This is a genomic window from Paraburkholderia caffeinitolerans (genome assembly GCF_902859945.1).
GTDB classification, from domain to species: Bacteria; Pseudomonadota; Gammaproteobacteria; order Burkholderiales; family Burkholderiaceae; genus Paraburkholderia; species Paraburkholderia caffeinitolerans.
The window spans coordinates 38883-54137 of sequence record NZ_CADIKL010000031.1 but is presented as its reverse complement, the minus strand read 5'-3'; the positions used below and the strand labels follow the sequence as shown (position 1 = coordinate 54137).

General features: G+C 64.9%; 12 protein-coding genes. 7 read left to right on the top strand and 5 right to left on the bottom strand.

What is annotated here, in order from left to right; genetic code table 11:
* Positions 1-142 precede the first annotated feature (142 nt).
* The 4 genes from HV773_RS25505 (at position 143) to HV773_RS25490 (ending at position 5928) form a co-directional block, all read left to right on the top strand.
* Positions 143-1558, top strand: coding sequence for an NAD(P)/FAD-dependent oxidoreductase (locus HV773_RS25505; protein ID WP_175197070.1), 1416 nt, complete (start codon positions 143-145; stop codon positions 1556-1558).
* A 152-nt stretch (positions 1559-1710) separates the two neighbouring features.
* The gene (locus HV773_RS25500; RefSeq protein ID WP_175197069.1) at positions 1711-3150 is read left to right on the top strand and encodes an amino acid permease; all 1440 of its coding nucleotides are present in this window, start codon (positions 1711-1713) and stop codon (positions 3148-3150) included.
* Positions 3151-3208: 58 nt separating this feature from the next.
* A complete protein-coding gene (locus tag HV773_RS25495) occupies positions 3209-4177 on the top strand; it encodes an AAA family ATPase (RefSeq protein ID WP_175197107.1) in 969 nt (322 codons plus the stop codon).
* On the top strand, positions 4174-5928 hold the full coding sequence (locus HV773_RS25490; protein ID WP_377729151.1) for a cobaltochelatase CobT-related protein: 1755 nt from the start codon (positions 4174-4176) through the stop codon (positions 5926-5928). The genes HV773_RS25495 and HV773_RS25490 overlap by 4 nt, the downstream gene beginning before the upstream one ends.
* 25 nt (positions 5929-5953) lie before the next feature.
* Here the strand turns inward: HV773_RS25490 and HV773_RS25485 are convergent, their stop codons facing one another.
* The 5 genes from HV773_RS25485 to pdxR all read right to left on the bottom strand — a co-directional run bounded on the left by HV773_RS25485 (position 5954) and on the right by pdxR (position 11995).
* Positions 5954-6715 (bottom strand): sulfite exporter TauE/SafE family protein, encoded by a 762-nt coding sequence (locus HV773_RS25485; protein WP_175197068.1) that lies wholly within the window; start codon positions 6713-6715, stop codon positions 5954-5956.
* Entirely contained in the window at positions 6712-7761 is a 1050-nt protein-coding gene (gene pta / locus HV773_RS25480; protein ID WP_175197067.1) for a phosphate acetyltransferase, read from the bottom strand. The genes HV773_RS25485 and pta overlap by 4 nt, the downstream gene beginning before the upstream one ends.
* Before the next feature lie 127 nt (positions 7762-7888).
* The gene (gene xsc, locus HV773_RS25475; RefSeq protein ID WP_175197066.1) at positions 7889-9700 is read right to left on the bottom strand and encodes a sulfoacetaldehyde acetyltransferase; all 1812 of its coding nucleotides are present in this window, start codon (positions 9698-9700) and stop codon (positions 7889-7891) included.
* A 158-nt stretch (positions 9701-9858) separates the two neighbouring features.
* The gene (locus HV773_RS25470; protein ID WP_175197065.1) at positions 9859-10263 is read right to left on the bottom strand and encodes a nuclear transport factor 2 family protein; all 405 of its coding nucleotides are present in this window, start codon (positions 10261-10263) and stop codon (positions 9859-9861) included.
* Between the two features lie 145 nt (positions 10264-10408).
* Positions 10409-11995, bottom strand: a complete 1587-nt coding sequence (gene pdxR, locus HV773_RS25465; protein ID WP_175197064.1) for a MocR-like pyridoxine biosynthesis transcription factor PdxR — start codon at positions 11993-11995, stop codon at positions 10409-10411.
* A 478-nt stretch (positions 11996-12473) separates the two neighbouring features.
* Between pdxR and HV773_RS25460 the strand changes: the two genes are divergently transcribed.
* From HV773_RS25460 to HV773_RS25450, 3 genes are read left to right on the top strand one after another with little or no spacing between them, the layout of a single operon-like run.
* On the top strand, positions 12474-13328 hold the full coding sequence (locus HV773_RS25460; RefSeq protein ID WP_175197063.1) for an ABC transporter permease: 855 nt from the start codon (positions 12474-12476) through the stop codon (positions 13326-13328).
* A gap of 24 nt (positions 13329-13352) precedes the next feature.
* Positions 13353-14372, top strand: a complete 1020-nt coding sequence (locus HV773_RS25455) for a taurine ABC transporter substrate-binding protein (protein ID WP_175197062.1) — start codon at positions 13353-13355, stop codon at positions 14370-14372.
* Positions 14373-14408: 36 nt separating this feature from the next.
* On the top strand, positions 14409-15146 hold the full coding sequence (locus HV773_RS25450; RefSeq protein WP_175197061.1) for an ABC transporter ATP-binding protein: 738 nt from the start codon (positions 14409-14411) through the stop codon (positions 15144-15146).
* Positions 15147-15255 lie beyond the last annotated feature (109 nt).

Here is a 15255-nt window from a genome sequence, read left to right as displayed (position 1 = left end):
GCCACTGGCTCTACCTGGGCCAAGCGCGTCTGCCTAGAATTTTTCCAACAGAGCGAAAAAATGAAGACAGGAGACAAAGCATGACGAACAAGCAGTCGGCAGCACCCGCTCCCGCAACCTTCATAAATGTGGTGGGTTGATCATGGGATACAGCACCGTCGATCCCGCCTCGGCGGGTTTCGTTGCACGAAACTCCGCTTCCACCAAGTACGACCCCACTTACGACCCGCTCGTGTCGCCGGGTCCGGGAATCGGCAAGGACTATGCGCCGACCTACTGGGTCGGGACGGCAGGCAGCCCGCCGCCCGACGACGGCCCCGTCACCAAGGATCTCGACGTGGACGTCGCGATCATCGGCGCGGGGTATACGGGTCTCGCCACCGCGCTGTGCCTTGCACGCGAGCACGGCATCAAGGCCGTGGTGCTGGAAGCGAACCGCACTAGCTGGGGCTGCAGCAGCCGCAATGGCGGACAGGGGCAGAACGCCTCGGGACGCCTCTCGCGCTCGCAGTGGGTCGAGCGCTGGGGCAAGGACGTCGCGCTGAAAATGCACGATGAGATCCAGCAGGGCTTCAATCATTTCAAGGAACTCGTCGCCGAAATCGACTGCGATCCGCAGCCGGGCGGCCACTTCCTGATCGCGCACCGGCCCCGCATCATGGCCAAGCTCGCCGCCGAGGCGAAGGTCTGGAAGGACGTGTTCGGCTACCCGTCGGAGCTGTTGAGCGCCGAGACCTTCCGCCGCGAATTCATCAACGATCACGAGGCGTGCGGCGCGCTGCACGAGCCTGAAGGGATCGGCATCCATGCGTTGAAGCTCGCGTTCGGCTATCTGCGCCTCGCGCGCGCTGCGGGCGCCAAGGTCCATACCAGCAGTCCGGTGTTGGGGTGGGAAACCATCAACGGCGTGCATCATCTGCGCACGCCGGGCGGCATCGTGCGGGCGCGCGCGGTGGGCATTGCGACGGGCGCGTACACGGCGCAGACGCTGCATCCCACGCTGCATAGCAAGATCATGCCGATCCTCTCGAACTCGATGGTCACGCGCGTGCTCACCGATGCCGAGATCGCGGCCTGCAATTTCCGTACGACCCAGGTGCTCACCGACACGCGCACGCTGCGCTTTTACTATCGCTTCCTGCCCGATCGCCGGCTGCAGATCGGCAGCCGCAGCGCGATCACCGGCGAGGACGCGCCGAACCCGCGCCACCTCGATCTGCTCAAGGAAGGCATGGCCCGCAAATTCCCGGCGCTGCGCGGCGTGGAGATCGACTACTCGTGGTGGGGCTGGGTCGACGTGAGCCACGACATGATGCCTCGCGTGTGCCAGCCCGATCCCCGGCAATCGGTGTTTTACGCACTTGGCTACGGCGGCAATGGCGTGTCCTATTCGCAGCAGGCGGGTCGGCGGCTGGCCGAGCGCATAGCGGGCAAGGGCGCGCAGCAAACCTTGCCGATTTTCACCACGCCACTGCCTGGCCACCCGTTTGCGCCGTTCAGGCGCATCGGCCAGCGCATGCTTTATCTGCAGTACTTCAGGCGCGACGAGAAGGCCTGAACAGCGGGCCTGAACAGCGACCACGCTGTCAATCATCCGAAGCCCCCTTCGGATCGCGAATCAAATAATCACCGATGACCTCACTCCGGGCGGCGCGCAAAGCGCGCCGCACCGTATTCATGCAAACCCGGAGTTGAATCTCAGGAGACGACATGCAATCCCAGATGGATAACCAGGAACTGAAATGCGGCCTCAAGCAGCGCCACATGACGATGATCGCGCTAGGCGGCGTCATCGGCGCGGGCCTGTTCGTTGGCAGCGGCGTTGTAATCCAGCAGACCGGACCCGCCGCCGTACTGTCGTTTCTCATCACCGGCGGCCTCGTGGTGCTGGTGATGCGCATGCTTGGCGAAATGGCCTGCGCGATGCCCGCGGTCGGCTCGTTCTACGAATATGCGCGGCTCGCGTTTGCCACCTGGCGCGGGCCGGGCAGGCTCGCGGGCTTCCTCACGGGCTGGATGTACTGGTATTTCTGGGTGATCGTGGTCGCCGTGGAGGCAGTGGCGGGCGCGAAGCTCGTGCAGTTCTGGCTGCCCGATGCGCCCGCCTGGATCATCAGTCTCGTGCTGCTCGTACTGCTGAGCGCGACGAACCTGATCTCGGTGGGCAGCTATGGTGAATTCGAGTTCTGGTTCTCCTCGATCAAGGTGGCGGCCATCATCGTCTTCCTGTTTCTTGGCGGGCTTTATGTGCTCGGGCTGTGGCCGTCGTCGCTGCACACGACCGCCGTGTTGCCGACGTTGCTCGGCCATGGCGGACTCATGCCGAAGGGCATCGGGCCAGTGTTGAGCGGCGCCGTCGCGGCAACGGGCTTTTACTTCGGCGCGGAGATCGTCACGATTGCGGCAGCCGAAGCGCGCGAGCCGGCCAAGGCCGTCGCGAAGGCCACCAACTCGGTCATTACGCGGGTGCTCGTGTTCTACGTGGGTTCCGTGCTGCTGGTGGTCGCGCTCGTGCCGTGGAATTCGGCGCGCATGGCCACGCCTTATGTGAGCGCGCTGGAAGTCATGGGCCTGCCGGCCGCCGCGAACATCATGAACGCGATCGTGCTGACCGCCGTGCTTTCGGCGCTCAACTCGGGACTCTATGCGGCCTCGCGCATGCTGTTCGCGCTGACCCGCCACGGCGATGCGCCCGCCGCGCTCGCCAAGGTGAACCGCCGCGGCGTGCCGGTGCGCGCGATCCTGCTTGGCACCGTGTTCGGCTATATCTCGGTCGTGATGTCGTATGTGTCGCCCGATACGGTGTTCGCCTTTCTCGTCAACTCGTATGGCACGGTCGCGATTTTTGTCTATCTGCTGATCGCCATGTCGCAACTGCGCCTGCGCAAGCGCCTCGATCCGACGGCAGTCGGCGAGTTGCGCGTGCGGATGTGGTGCTTCCCGTACCTCACGTGGGTTGCGATCATCGGCATGGTGGGCATTCTGGTGGCGATGGCGTTCATCCCGGAACAGCGCAAGCCGCTCTGGCTTGGCGTCGCGAGCCTCGCCGTGCTGCTCGTGACCTATGCGTGGCTGCAACGCCGGGCGCGCAAGCGTGAGCGTGCGCTCGAATACGCCCCGGGTTTTGCAAACGGATCGCACGCCGCGTGAACGCACGCCGCGAAAGCATGAAAGCGAAAGGGAGAACGCAATGACAACAGAACGCGCGATGGAGGGGCCGGACCGTATCGTGTCGGTACGCGAGCACTTCGGCTTCGACTCGAACCTGATGGTGCCCGCGTTCAGCGAGCGCGACGCCCATGTGCCGGACGTCGACGAAGCCTACCGCTTCAACCCCGAAGTGACGCTCGCGATTCTGGCCGGCTTCACGCGCAACCGGCGCGTGATGGTGCAGGGCTTGCACGGCACGGGCAAGTCCACGCATATCGAGCAGGTTGCGGCACGGCTGAACTGGCCGTGCGTGCGCGTGAATCTCGACGGCCATATCAGCCGCCTCGATCTGGTCGGCAAGGACGCCATCGTGGTGCGCGACGGCCGCCAGGTCACGGAGTTTCAGGAGGGCATCGTGCCGTGGGCGCTCCAGCGCCCGGTCGCGCTGATCTTCGACGAATACGATGCAGGCCGCCCCGACGTGATGTTCGTGATCCAGCGCATTCTCGAACGCGATGGCAGCTTCACGCTGCTCGACCAGAATCGCGTGATTCGTCCGCATGCGCACTTCCGCCTGTTCGCGACCACCAACACGATCGGCCTCGGCAATCTCAACGGCCTGTATCACGGCACGCAGATGCTCAATCACGCGCAGATGGATCGCTGGAACGTGGTCGCCACGCTCAATTACCTGCCGCGCGAGGAAGAGGCCGGCATCGTGCTCGCCCGCGTGCCGGAGATGGCCGACGAAGCGGGCCGCCAGCTCGTCGATTCGATGATCAGCATGGCGGCGCTCACGCGCAAAGGCTTCGCGAGCGGCGACCTTTCTACGCTGATGTCGCCGCGCACGGTCATCGACTGGGCCGAGAACTGCCAGATTTTCCACGACCCCGCGCTGGCCTTCCGGCTCACGTTCCTGAACAAGTGCGACGAGGCGGAACGGCCCATCGTCGCCGAGTATTACCAGCGCTGCTTTGATATTGAGCTCGGCGGCGTGGGTGGCGACGAGCCGGAGCCGCGTACGTGACGATCGAGCCCACAACGACGCCCACGCCTGAAGCCGTGCGCGCCGCGCTGCGGCACGAGGCGCTGTGCGCGGCCGCCGTGCGCGCGCTGACCGGCGACGCCGCGCTCCACTATCGCGGTGGGCGCCTTTGCCGCGAGTTGCGGCCGCTGCCGCTCCACGCCCCGCATTTGCGCAGCAACGCCTACGAAGACGACTTCCCCTCGCAGCGCGGCGCCGCCGACGGCGCGGCGCTGCGGCTGCTCCATTCCGATGCCGCGCTGCACCGGCAACTGTGTCCCGAGGACGCCATCGAGCGCCTGCTGTTCGAGCTATTCGAGCAGGTGCGCTGCGAGGCGTGCCTGCCGCCAGGCATGCCGGGCCTCGCACAGAACTTGCGGCACCGCTTCGAAACCTGGTCGCGCGCCTGGTGCCGCTCGGGATTGAGCGAAGGCCACCTCGGCATCCTGCTTTATACGGTCGCGCAGATCGTGTGGTCGCGCGTGACCGGCTGGCCCGTGCTCGAAGAAACCGAGGACCTGATCGAAGCGACGCGCGCCGGCATCGTGCCGGCAATCGGCATGCAGCTGGCCGGGCTGCGCGCGCATCGCACCGACCAGCGCGCCTACGCGGCGCATGCACTGGAACTGGCGCGACGCATCGCGTCGATGCTCGACGACGCGCGCGCGGCGCGCGCTCTGGACGACGACGCCGAAGCCCGCGCGCCCGACGACGCGCTGACGTCGTTCTCGCTCTGGGTCGACTTCGACGAAACCAGCGCCGAGCTGCCCGCGCTCGCGACCACCGGCACGAGCCGCGTGCTGGCCGAGGCGGAGGACGGCTATCGCGCATACACGACGCAGTACGACCGCGAGATCCGGCCCGCAACGCGCATCCGCGAGGCGCTGCTGGGCGAGTACCGCGAACGGCTCGACGAGCGCATCGCCGCTCGCGGCATCAACGTCGCGCGGCTCGCGCGCGTGCTGCAAATGGCGATTGCGGTGCCGCAGCGCGACGGCTGGCTGTTTGGCGAGGAAGACGGCCGCATCGACGGCAGACGCCTCGCGCAAGTCGTCAGCTCGCCCGCCGAGCGGCGCGTGTTCCGGCGTGAACGCTACGAGCCGCGCAGCGATTGCGTGGTGGGCTTCTTGATCGATTGCTCGGGGTCCATGAAGGCGCATATCGAGCCCGTGGCGATGATGGTCGATCTGTTTGCGCGCGCGTGCGAGCAGGCGGGCATTGCAACCGAGGTGCTCGGCTTCACGACTCAGGCCTGGAACGGCGGACGCGCGCGTGCGGACTGGCTCGCGAACGGGCGGCCGCCGCATCCGGGACGCCTGAACGAGACCTGCCACATGGTGTTCAAATCCGCAGACGAAAGCTGGCGACGCGCTCGCCCGGCCATCGCCGCGCTGCTCAAGCCCGACCTGTTTCGCGAAGGCGTGGACGGCGAAGCGGTCGAATGGGCGTGCGCGCGGCTCGCGAGCCGCACCGAGGCGCGCCGCATTCTCGTGGTGGTCTCCGATGGCAGCCCGATGGACACGGCAACGGCACAGATGAACGACGCCTTCTACCTCGACAATCACCTGAAGGAAGTGGTGGCGCAGCACGAGGCCATGCGCGACGTCGATGTGATCGGGCTGGGCGTCGGGCTGGATCTCAGCCCGTATTATCAGTACTGCGTCGCGATCGACTCCGGCGAGGCGCTAGACATGGCGCGGCTGATCGGCCTCGCGCGATGGATCGGGCGCTGCCAGGCAGCCCACGCGGTCTGATGGTCTGATGGTCGGACGGCCTGATTCAGCCGACCATTTCCTTCACTGCGGTGAGTATGAGCGAAACCCCAATCACCATCAGCACGCCGAACGCGAGCCTGCGCATCGCGACCGAGGAGAGCGGTGGCGGGTAATGGCGTGCGGCGAGCGTCATCAGCATGACGACCGGCGCGGCGAGCGCGGCCTGGATGCAGATCGAAGCGGGCAGCGCGCCTTCCCATGCGTTGAACAGCACACGCGTGAGCGAACTCACCGTGAAGATCACGATCAGCGCGCAGCGAATCTCGACCAGCTTGAGCGGCTGCCGATAGAACTGGAAGATCAGCGGCGGCCCCGACAGGCCGAACATGCCGCTCAAAAGACCGCCGAACACACCGCTCACGAAAAAGCTGCGGTCTCCTGAACGCTGCGCAAGCGGCGCGGGCTGCAACGCCGCGCTCAGGCCGCCGTACAGCACGACCACGCCAAGCAGCAATTGCAGCACGCCCGAGGCCGCCGTGCTCAGATAGTTGAGCGTCAGCACGCCCACCACGACCGAGGGCAGCACGCCGAGCGTCGCGGCGCCCACCGCGCGCCAGTCGATATGGTGGAGCTTGCCGGGCAGCGCGGTCGCGCTGTTGGCGAGCGTGACGAGACTCATCAGCGTGGCGATGCTGGCGAGCGGCGCGAGGCTGAAGCCGCTGGTCGCGCCCATGACGATCATGCTCAGGCCGAAGCCGGTAATCGTCTGAAAATAACTGGCGGCGCCGATCACGGCGATCAGCACCAAAACCTTCTCATGCGTCATGCTGCGTGCGGTTCCTGCGAGTGGGTGACGGCGCGGGGGCGGGCCGCTTGGGCCGTTTGCGCCTGGACCGCCGTGGTGGCGATCACGTAATAAATGTCTTCGGGCGAGCAGCCGCGCGAAAGGTCGTTGGCGGGCCGGTTGAGGCCCTGCATCAGCGGGCCGATGGCCTTCGCGCCGCCGAGGCGCTCCGCGAGCTTGTAGCCGATATTGCCCGCGTCGAGATTCGGAAACACCAGCACGTTCGCATGGCCGCCGCACTGCGAATGCTCGATCTTGCGCTCGGCGATTTCGGCCACCAGCGCGGCGTCGAGCTGCACGTCGCCGTCCACGCACAGCGTGGGGCGCTGCTCGTGCACGCGGCGCGTCGCTTCGATCACCTTGTCCACGCTAGCGTGGTGAGCGCTGCCGCTGGTCGAGAACGACAGCATCGCGACGCGCGGCTCCTCCATCAGGAGGCTGCGCGCGCTGTCCGCGGCGGCCATCGCGATCTCGGCGAGCTGCGCGGCGTCGGGGTCCACCACGAGCGCGCAGTCGGAGAAGATCAGCCCGCCTTTGTAGCGGTGAAACGGCTCGCACAGCATCATCAGGAAGAAGCTCGACACGAGCTTGAAAGACGGCTCGACGCCGATCAGCTGAATGGCCGCGCGCACGACGTCGGCGCTCGTGTGAACGGCGCCGGCCACCGAGCCGTCCGCGTGGCCGAGGCGCACCATCAGGTTGGCGAAAACAAGCGGCTTTGCGGCTTCTTCCCATGCGAGCGCGGGCGTCATGCCTTTCGCGCCGCGCAACGCGACGAGTTCGTCGGCGAAGGCGGTACGCCATGCGCTGGTTTGCGGATCGATCAGCGCGATCTCGCCGAGGTCGACCGACTCGCGCGCGGCGGCGGCGCGGATCGCGTCCGGCGCGCCCACCAGCATGACGCGGGCCATGCCCTCCTGGCTCGCCCGGGCCGCGGCGGCGAGCACGCGCGCGTCCTCGGCCTCGCAAAGCACGATGCGCATGGGCGCCAGGCGGGCGTTTTCGACAATGCGGTTCAGGGCTTTCATAATTTCATCGGTTCAAAGAAATGCGCTTCATGGACTTCATGCACAGGCGCAAAAACCCGCGCGCGCCGGGTTGACGCGCGCGGGCCGCTGCCAAGGCCTGTTATTAGTGTGAACAGGCCCGGGCCCTTTAGACGAAGTCCTTGTACTTGTCGAGCATGCGCACGGGCTTCGACAGTGCGTCGCGGCGGAACGGATCGCCGAGTTCGCGCGTGCACATGATCTCGACAATGGTCGTCTTGCCGTGATTCATCTGCAGATCGATCGCGCGCTTGAGCGCCGGGCCCACGTCCTCGAGCTTGTCCACCACGATGCCTTCCGCGCCCATGGCCTTCGCGATGCCGGCGAAACTCGGGCTATCCAGCTCGCCCGCCACGAAGCGGCGGTCATAGAAGTCCACCTGGTTCTTCTTCTCCGCACCCCACTGGCGGTTATGGAACACCACAGCCGTCACCGGAATGTTGTGGCGCACGCAGGTGAGCGTTTCCATCAGGCTCATGCCCCAGGCGCCGTCACCCGCATACGAGATCGCGGGGCGGTGAGGCGCGGCGACCTTCGCGCCGATGATGGTCGGGAACGCGTAGCCGCAATTGCCCCAGCTCATCGCGGCGAAGAAGCTGCGCGGCTTGTTGAAGCGCAGATAGCTGTTGGCGACCGAGTTGATGTTGCCGATGTCGGTGGACACCATGACGTCCTCGGGCATCGCCTTTTCCAGCTCGCGCAGCACCTGGCGCGGGTGCAGATACTCGCCGCCGGTGGGCGTGCGCTCGTGCTTCTGCTCTTCGATCATGTCGAGGCTGTAAGCGTCGCGCTCGTGCGTCCACGAATCGAGTTCTTTTTCCCACGCGGCCTTTTCGCTGGCGATCTGGTCGGCGCGTTCGCCACGCGTGGCGTCGCTCACGAGGGTGCGGTTCGCGAGGCGCGCGGTGAGCGCCTGTGCGGCGGCCTTGGCGTCGCCGCAAATGCCCACCGAGATCTTCTTCACGAGGCCGAGCATCTTGTGATCGGCGTCGATCTGGATGATCTTCGCGTCTTTTGGCCAGTAGTCCATACCATGTTGCGGCAGCGTGCCGAACGGTCCGAGACGCGAGCCCAGCGCGATCACGACGTCGGCGCGCGAGATCAGCTTCATCGCGGCCTTCGATCCCTGATAGCCGAGCGGGCCGCACCAGAGCGGATGGTTGGCCGGGAACGAGTCGTTGTGCAGGTAGCTGTTCACGACCGGCGCGCCGAGGCGTTCGGCGAGCGCCTTGCATTCCTCGATCGCATCGCCCATCACGACGCCGCCGCCCGAGATGATGACCGGGAACTTGGCGGAAGCGATCAGATCCGCCGCTTCGTTCAGGCTTTCGTCGCCGCCGGCGCCGCGGTCGAGGCGGCGCGGCTGCGGAATCTCGGCCTTGATCTTGCCGTAGAAGTAATCGCGCGGAATGTTCAGCTGGGTCGGGCCCATTTCGGACATCGCCCGGTCGAAGCAGCGCGCGGTGTATTCGGCCATGCGCGCGGGGTGGGTCACGTGGCCCTGGTACTTCGTGAACTCCTGGAACATCGGCAGTTGATTCGCTTCCTGGAAGCCGCCGAGGCCGATGCCCATGGTGCCGGCCTCGGGCGTGATCATCACGACCGGGCTATGGGCCCAGTAAGCCGCCGCAATGGCGGTCACGCAATTGCTGATGCCGGGGCCGTTCTGGCCGATCACCACGCCGTGGCGGCCCGACACGCGCGAGTAGCCGTCGGCCATGTGCGCCGCGCCTTGCTCGTGAACGACGGGAATGAGGCGGATGCCGGCGGGCGCGAAGATGTCCATCGCGTCCATGAACGCGGAGCCCATGATGCCGAACATGTCGGTCACGCCGTTGGCCGCCATGGTTTCAACAAAGGCTTCGGACGGGGTCATGTCCTGCGGGCCGCTGGCCGCCTGGGTCGAGGTCTTTTCGCTCATCAACTGTCTCCGGTTGTCGTTTGACGGGATGCCGTGTATTCGATGCTATTCGGCGCCCCGTGAGGGTCAAGGAAATCTGTGTTCGATGGATAAATCTGGAATGGAATGGAACGTTTTGTTTCAAAACACCTGGCTCGATATCGGGCCTATGCGCGGGCTCACGCCTGCAGCTTCGGGCGTTCTTTGCGGAATGCGCGCTTCACGGCAATCCGTCCATCGCGAAACTCGAAGAGATCGCAGCCTTCGGCTTCGATGCGCCAGCCTTCGGCATGCGTGCCCGTGAACACCCACTCGGACACGCCGCGATCGCCCACGACGTAGTGGCGGCCCGAGCCCCAGTGAGCGTCGGGGAAGGTGCGAAAGACGGCTTCGAAAGCGGCGCGCACCGCTTCGCGTCCGACGAAGCGGGTGCCGTGGACCTCCGGTCCGCCAGCCGCGTCGAATACGCAGTCTTCAGTCATGAATTCCATCAGCGCATTGGCGTCATGACGGTTGAAGGCATCGGAAAAGGCGGCGAGCGTGTCGGCCGTGACGGTGGATTGGGCGCTGAGCGTATCTGCCATACGTGTCTCCAGTTGGAAGCCGGTGCCTTGCGCGAGAAGTCGCGTGCGGCACCGTATATCGACACATTAGGGTTTGCTCATGGGGGGCGGTAGCACCAGTGCGAAGCTTTCGCCTGGGCCAGGGCGCGGACAGCCGCGGGAACGCTCAGGCGGGACGCTGCAGACGCACGACTTGCGCGAGCGCGCGCACGCCGGGTTCGATCTTGTCGAGTTCGATGGCGGAGAAACCCATGCGGAACCACGGGCTGTGTTCGACCTCGTCGGCGAAGAACACGCCGCCGGGCTCGATCAGGATGCCGGCTTCGCGCGCGTCGTCGGCAAGGCGCGCGGAGTCGAGCCAGGGCGGGCCTTGCACCCAGCACGACGCGCCGCCGCCGATCGGCACGTAGCGCACCTCCGGCAAATGCGTGTCGAGCGCCGCCATCAGCGCGCGGGCCCGCTCCTTGTAGGCATGGGCGAGCCGGCGCAGCAGCGCGTCGTGGTGCCCGAGTGCGAGGAAGGTCGCGAACGCGCGCTGGATATAGGCCACCGGGTGGCGCACCATCAAGCGGCGCGCCGAGCGCAACTCGCGCACGAGCTCGGGCGGCCCGACCACATAGCCGAGGCGCAGGCCCGGCGCGAAGGTCTTCGAAAGGCTGCCGACGTAGATCACCCGATCCGCCGTGTCGAGGCTCTTCAAGGCCGGATGCGGCGTGCCGGAGAAGGTGTTCTCGCTCTCGTAGTCGTCTTCGATGATGACGAAGTCGTGCTGCTGGGCGAGCTCCAGCAGCGCGCGGCGGCGCGCGACGGGCATGGTGGCCGTGGTCGGGCACTGGTGGCTCGGCGTGACGAACACGTAGTCGCAGCGCGCGAGCGAGCCGGCAAGGCGCACCGGATCGATCCCTTCGCCGTCGATCGGCAGTTCGAGCAGGTTCGCGTTGCGGTTCACGAAGATGTTGCGGGCATCGGGATACCCCGGATTCTCGAAGCCGACCGTCGTGTTCTTTCCGCAGAGCAAATCCGCGACGAGATAGAGCGCCTGCTGGCAGCCGTTCGTCACGATGATCTCCTCGGGCTTCGCGAACACGCCGCGCCGCGGCAGCACACGCGTGCGGATCTGCTGGATCAACGACTCGTCGTCGCGTTCGATCAGGTCGGGCGCCCAGTTGCGGATCTCCATGATCGACAGCGCCTTGAGGCAGCACTCGCGCCAGTCGTTGGTGGGAAACAGCGATTGATCGAATTGCCCGTAAATGAACGGATATGCATAGTTCTGCCAATTGGCGGGTTTGACGATGTTGCGCTGGGCCGAGGGCGGGCGCACGATGCGCGACTTCCAGGAGGGTGCGAAGGGGGGCGCCGCGCCATGGGGCTCGGCCGCGCCGGCTTGATCCGCGCGCAGTTGCTCCCGTTGCTGCACGCGCTGTTGCAGCTGTTGTTGCACGCGCTTTTGCACCGTTACGCCGTGCAGACCCTTCAGCATGTCGGGGTTGACGAAGTGGCCGCTGCGCTCGCGCGAGACCAGATAACCTTCTTCGACGAGCATCTGATAGGCGAGCACAACGGTATTGCGGGCGACGCCAAGCTGCTCGGCCAACTCGCGGCTCGATGGCAGCGCGGCGTCAGGCGGCAGTTGTCCGTCGAGAATGGAGGCCACCAGCATCTCGCGAATCTGATGCTGCAGGCTTGTCTTCGACTCCGGTGACCGTCGAAACTGCTGGGCCCAAAGGGCGGACGGGGTACGGGTCGGCATGCTTGCTCCTGTGATGGGTGAGGGCGGTGAGAGGGCAGTGAACGTTCATTTGTAAGGCCCGTAAATCGACCTGACATTCGGCCATTATCGGCCCACAATATTCAAGAGTGGTCTTCCGAGTCGATTAGGTAAATTTCGGAGCGACGGTTTGCAATGAACCTGCCTTCCAACGAACCTGGCGGTTTTCGGGAAGCCCCTCGCCACGGGTGCGGGCGGTCGAACGCCCGCCGCTGCTGCGGCGCAGCGTGGCCGGCGGGCGGGCGCGCGGGTTGCGCGCCCGCCGTTTGAATAATCGAAGGAATCGGGAAAACCACGCTCATCTGGCACTGGCTCCATCGGATCTTCCCGCGTGGTACTACCCGCCGCTTTATTGATTGAGAATCCTTGGCTTAACGGGCGAAACGCTGGCTAAAAGCGTAGCGAATAAAAAAAAGCGTTCCGTGGCGTGCTGATTGCATTTCAACTTGAGGAGACGGCGGTGAAAGCCTTACCCAGACTGACGAAAATGATGAAGCATCCCGCGGACTCGCCAATCGAGCCTGTGATCAAGATTCGCCGCGGCCACGGAAAGCTCAATTCCTGGACCCTGACGACGGCCGTTCTCGTGGTATGCGTCTTACTTTGGCAGGCGGTATCGAAAGCAGGCATTTTCCCGTCCTTCGCGCTCCCTTCGCCGGTGGCGGTGTGGCAAGCCTTCGTCGACATCATCCATAACGGCTATGGCGGACAGTCGCTCCTCAGCGACATCCTGGTTAGTTGCTTCCGCATCGTTATTGGCTTTGTCGGCGCAATTCTGATCGGCGTTCCCGTGGGTTTGCTGATGTCGCGGAACAAGTTTGTGTTCGACATCATCGACCCGCTGCTGCAGTTCGTGAGGCCGGTTCCGCCGCTTGCCTATATTCCGCTGCTGGTGGTGTGGTTCGGCATCGGCGAATTGCCCAAAGCCATTCTTATTCTGGTCGGCACCATTCCGGTCATCATCATCGGCACCATGTCGGGCGTGAAAAGCACGCCGGCGCTGCGCATCTCGGTGGCGCGCACGCTCGGCGCGACCAACGCGCAGATCTTCCGCAAGGTCGTGCTGCCCTCGGCAATGCCGGAAATCTTCACCTCGATGCGCGTGGGCATCGGCGTGGCGTGGACCTGTCTCGTGGCCGCGGAACTGATCGCGGCGAGTAGCGGGCTGGGTTGGCTCGTGCAGTTCGCAGGACAAGCCTTGCAGGTTGCCATCGTGATTGTCGGCATCGTGATCATCGGGTTGATTGGGTATGCGATGGAGCTGGCGATTCGCAAGATCGAAAACATAGTCGTTCCGTGGCGCGGACATAACTGATCGGGTCATCCGAGGAGACGAAAAATGAAAAAGATGCAATGGATCTTTGGCGTAAGCGCGGCGCTACTTGCGAGCAGTTGCCTGATGCCGGGCGCGGCTTACGCCCAGGGCAAGCCCGAAGTCATCATCGGCTACGAGGACAACGGCGCCGATCCGTACATGGTGTCGATGGCCGAGCATCTGTTCGAAAAGCATATGAACGCCGATGTCCAGTACAAGCTCTTCAGCTCTGGCCCGGCGGCCATGAGCGCGCTGGCGTCGAACAGCCTCACGTTCATGTGCGGGCTTGGCGTGCCGCCGCTCGTCACGGCCATCGCCCAGGGCCTGCCGATGGCCATCGTGTACAACCAGGAGCGCTATACCAATGCGGCTGGCATCGTGGTCAAGCCCGATAGCGGCATCCACGACGTTGCGGGGCTGAAAGGCAAGAAGATCGCGATCGTGGCGGGCTCCCAGGCTTCCTTCGAACTGGCGACCTTCCTGGCGCAAGCGCATGTGCCGTATGAGTCGGTCACCCAGGTCAACATGGCGCCGCCGCAGATGCGCACCTCGTGGGTGACCGGCGCGATCGACGCGGCCATCGTCTGGGATCCGGTCTTCAGCGCGCTGCGCGCCGCCGGCGGCAAGGCCATCAAGACCGACGGCGACCTGCCGCGCGAAGCGTCGAGCTACAACGTGTGCATCGCCAACGCGGATTGGGCGAAAGCGCACCCGGACCTGGTTACCGGCTTCGTCACGGCGCTCGACGCGGGCTATCAGGTGACCATGAAGAATCGCGACCAGGCCATCGCCGAAATGGCGAAGGCGACGGGCGTGACCGTGCCGGTGGCGACGAGCGAACTCGCCGGTTACGAACTGTTCTCCGGCGCGGACCAGACGACGCCCAAGGTGATGGGCATCGACGCCGGCGTCAAGACCTCGGCGACGTACCAGACGCTTGTGAATACCGCCAAGGTGCTCAACAAGATAGGGCGCATTACGTCCGTGCCGGCGAACTTCGACGCGAATGTCGCTCCGCAGTATTCGAAATCATTGGCGCATTGACCCATTGACAGTCTGACCGTCGACGAGGAGACGAACTTGAACATCGTCATCGATTCCCTGTACAAGACCTTCGGCGCCACCACGGCACTGGAAAACATCAATCTGCAGTTCCGGGGCGGCGAATTCATCACCGTGCTCGGCTCTTCCGGCTGCGGAAAGACGACCTTGCTGCACCTGCTCGCCGGTCTGACTTCCCCCTCGCGGGGCAACATCTACATCGATGGCGAGGTCAAGGACGAGCCGGGCGCCGACCGTGTCGTGGTGTTCCAGCAGGCCGGCTTGTATCCGTGGCTCAGCGTGGAAGAAAACATCGAGTTCGGCCCGTCGCTGCACTCGGTGCCCAAGGCGCAGCGGCGCAAGGATTCCGCGGAGATTTTGAAGATCATCGGCCTGGAGTCCTTTGCCAAGCACAAGCCCTATGAGTTGTCGGGCGGCATGCAGCAACGCGTGGCAATCGCGCGCGCGCTCGTCATGAAGCCGAAGGTGCTGCTGATGGACGAGCCCTTCGGCGCACTCGATGCGCAGACGCGCAGCTCCATGCAGACGTTCTTGACGTCACTGTGGGACCAGCTTCACTGCACGATCGTGTTCATTACTCACGACATTGACGAAGCGATCCTTCTCGGTACACGGCTTGTGGTGCTTTCGGCGCGCCCGGGGCGCGTTGCACTCGACGTGCCCATCGAACTGGACCGCCCGCGCACGCCGAATGTGGCGTTCGAGCCGAATTTTCTGGAATTGAAGAAAACGGCGATGGGGATTCTTGCGCATTGATGCGTGCGAAAAAACGCTTGCACCGGCAATAACGGCCCGCTATCGTTGCACTGTTCGACCAGCTGCAGCGGGAGAGACTGTCACTGCGAAAGCACTTGACGGCGCCGAC

What these genes read in the sequence shown, in the direction of transcription:
- HV773_RS25485 (WP_175197068.1), bottom strand. Translation starts at nt 6,715, where the DNA reads ATGACGCATGAGAAGGTTTTGGTGCTGATCGCCGTGATCGGCGCCGCC.
- HV773_RS25470 (WP_175197065.1), bottom strand. Translation starts at nt 10,263, where the DNA reads ATGGCAGATACGCTCAGCGCCCAATCCACCGTCACGGCCGACACGCTC.
- pta (WP_175197067.1), bottom strand. Translation starts at nt 7,761, where the DNA reads ATGAAAGCCCTGAACCGCATTGTCGAAAACGCCCGCCTGGCGCCCATG.
- HV773_RS25455 (WP_175197062.1), top strand. Translation starts at nt 13,353, where the DNA reads ATGAAAAAGATGCAATGGATCTTTGGCGTAAGCGCGGCGCTACTTGCG.
- HV773_RS25500 (WP_175197069.1), top strand. Translation starts at nt 1,711, where the DNA reads ATGCAATCCCAGATGGATAACCAGGAACTGAAATGCGGCCTCAAGCAG.
- HV773_RS25505 (WP_175197070.1), top strand. Translation starts at nt 143, where the DNA reads ATGGGATACAGCACCGTCGATCCCGCCTCGGCGGGTTTCGTTGCACGA.
- pdxR (WP_175197064.1), bottom strand. Translation starts at nt 11,995, where the DNA reads ATGCCGACCCGTACCCCGTCCGCCCTTTGGGCCCAGCAGTTTCGACGG.
- HV773_RS25495 (WP_175197107.1), top strand. Translation starts at nt 3,209, where the DNA reads ATGGAGGGGCCGGACCGTATCGTGTCGGTACGCGAGCACTTCGGCTTC.
- xsc (WP_175197066.1), bottom strand. Translation starts at nt 9,700, where the DNA reads ATGAGCGAAAAGACCTCGACCCAGGCGGCCAGCGGCCCGCAGGACATG.